Annotated in this window: 2 protein-coding genes; one reads left to right on the top strand and one right to left on the bottom strand. The window is 41.0% G+C overall.

Annotation, left to right across the window (positions count from 1 at the left end):
* Positions 1 to 300 precede the first annotated feature (300 nt).
* Positions 301 to 1,008 carry a helix-turn-helix transcriptional regulator gene (locus H1D44_RS20630; RefSeq protein ID WP_181517142.1) on the top strand — a complete coding sequence of 236 codons (708 nt, stop codon included), beginning with the start codon at positions 301 to 303 and terminating at the stop codon, positions 1,006 to 1,008.
* A gap of 3 nt (positions 1,009 to 1,011) precedes the next feature.
* On the opposite strand, the gene H1D44_RS21410 is transcribed toward H1D44_RS20630, so the two are convergent.
* Positions 1,012 to 1,629, bottom strand: coding sequence for an acyl-homoserine-lactone synthase (locus tag H1D44_RS21410; protein ID WP_422672036.1), 618 nt, complete (start codon positions 1,627 to 1,629; stop codon positions 1,012 to 1,014).
* Positions 1,630 to 1,797: the final 168 nt, after the last annotated feature.

Below are 1,797 nucleotides of genomic sequence, written 5' to 3'. Positions count from 1 at the left end.
CGGTGGGTTCGTTGCTCATTTCGTCCTCCTGATGGCTGCACTATAGCCTGTGCAGCTCTGGAGGGGGTCACTTCAGCTGCCAGGATGCAGCTTTGATGGTACGGTGTTCGATCTTTCCCCCGAGGTAGCCCCAATGCTGCCACGGCTGGCCTGGTAATTCAGTTGCCTCTCAGTATAAGATCCTAGGCACCGTACATGATATGTTCATCCTGATGGCTGCACCATACTTACGGTCTAATAGCCTCAGCTGGTATATGCCGGGCGTCATAGGATGGCAATCTCTTGTGAAAAGGAAAATATATGTTCAACGACATTGAAAATCAGCTAAAGGAAATAACTAATAAGGCTGAATTCTTTTCTACCTTTGAGAAGATATTGCAAAGCTGTGGCGTTAGTAAATACGCATATGTATATACTCCCCTCTCCCTTGATCAAGTAAGTGATATTTATATTTTTGGTAATTATGATCATGCTTGGGTGGGTATTTATAAAGGCGAGAAATATTATAGAATTGATCCGGTCATGCTGTTATCATCTAGAACCCCATTTCCCTTTTTTTGGAAAGATATTCCAATGAATATTAAGGGGAAGTCTGACATATTCGAGATGGCCCAAGATTATGGCATTGGTAAAGGATATTCTATTCCCATGCATGATCCAGGATTCAGTTTTGGCTCGCTCCATCTTTCTGTAGATCGCAATGATACGAATTTTGAGATGCGGATATCGCAAAACTGTCTCTTGTTGAGGTTGCTTTCTATTATGGTGCACAGCTATTTTTCTCAAGACGTGAAACAGTATAATAGTATATGCTTAAGCTCTCGTGAGAAAGAATGCCTTTTTTGGGTTTCGCAAGGGAAGACGTATTGGGAAACAGCTATTATCCTTGGGGTAACCGAAAGGACTATCAAATTTCATATGAGCAACATGGCCAAGAAGCTTAATGTAGCCAATGCAAAACAGCTGATTGCAAAAGCCTTGGCTATGAATCTATTGGCCGAAGTTTAACTTTTAGGTTGTTCGGCATAAGCATTTGGAGAGCATTGTTTCGTAACATACCTTTGTGCACGGGAGTAGTCCGTAGTATATTATTTCCTTTGGTGCTGCTTTTCCTGAAGATAATACTTCCATCTCCCATCCAGCTAACGTAAGTATCTTTTTCATTTGCCTGCCTACTATTACTTCGTAATGATTAATTCCATTTTTGATTGCGAAGTCCAGCATAAAAATAAAAAGAGAAATGGTTCTGTCATCAACAATTCCTGCACCTTTGCTAAGATTTTTAGGCCTTTTGTAAGATGGGTTTATAGTAAACCTACTTGCTTCCCAAGTGAGGTCGTTGCTAATACGTACGGCACCTGTAAGCCAAGAGAATTGTACGCTACTCAAGTTTTGAAGCTTCGATGGACGCAATCGTACACTTCCCTGTATGTCTGTTGAATCCCTAATAATCAGGTAGTATGTACCGCTCGTGTCGAATTGGTCGGATTCTTTTTCGCCACCATTATAACTTTCTATAGACCATTTTAGCCTATCTATAAATTGCCTCTGCCTTTGTTTGTACAAAATGGTTTTAATTTCCAAGGGAGTGTCGCAATATCTATAAGATTCTACTTTATAGCTGTTCATAAAATGGCGTCGCTGCTAAGGTTTAATTTTAATTAAATGTTTTATCCTAGCAAAGTGTTTTTTTCACCTGCACCAAAGTACAGGTGAAAGAATCGGCGGTCTCAAGTCCCAAGCGCAACACTATTGAAGGGTGTCCGGTCCAGCGACTGATTTCTTGAGCACCTCGGA

It is taken from the genome of Billgrantia kenyensis (assembly GCF_013697085.1).
GTDB lineage: Bacteria > Pseudomonadota > Gammaproteobacteria > Pseudomonadales > Halomonadaceae > Halomonas > Halomonas kenyensis.
Note: the sequence above shows the minus strand (reverse complement) of the source record. Positions and strands in the feature narration are given on the sequence as shown.

What these genes read in the sequence shown, in the direction of transcription:
- H1D44_RS20630 (WP_181517142.1), top strand. Translation starts at nt 301, where the DNA reads ATGTTCAACGACATTGAAAATCAGCTAAAGGAAATAACTAATAAGGCT.
- H1D44_RS21410 (WP_422672036.1), bottom strand. Translation starts at nt 1,629, where the DNA reads ATGAACAGCTATAAAGTAGAATCTTATAGATATTGCGACACTCCCTTG.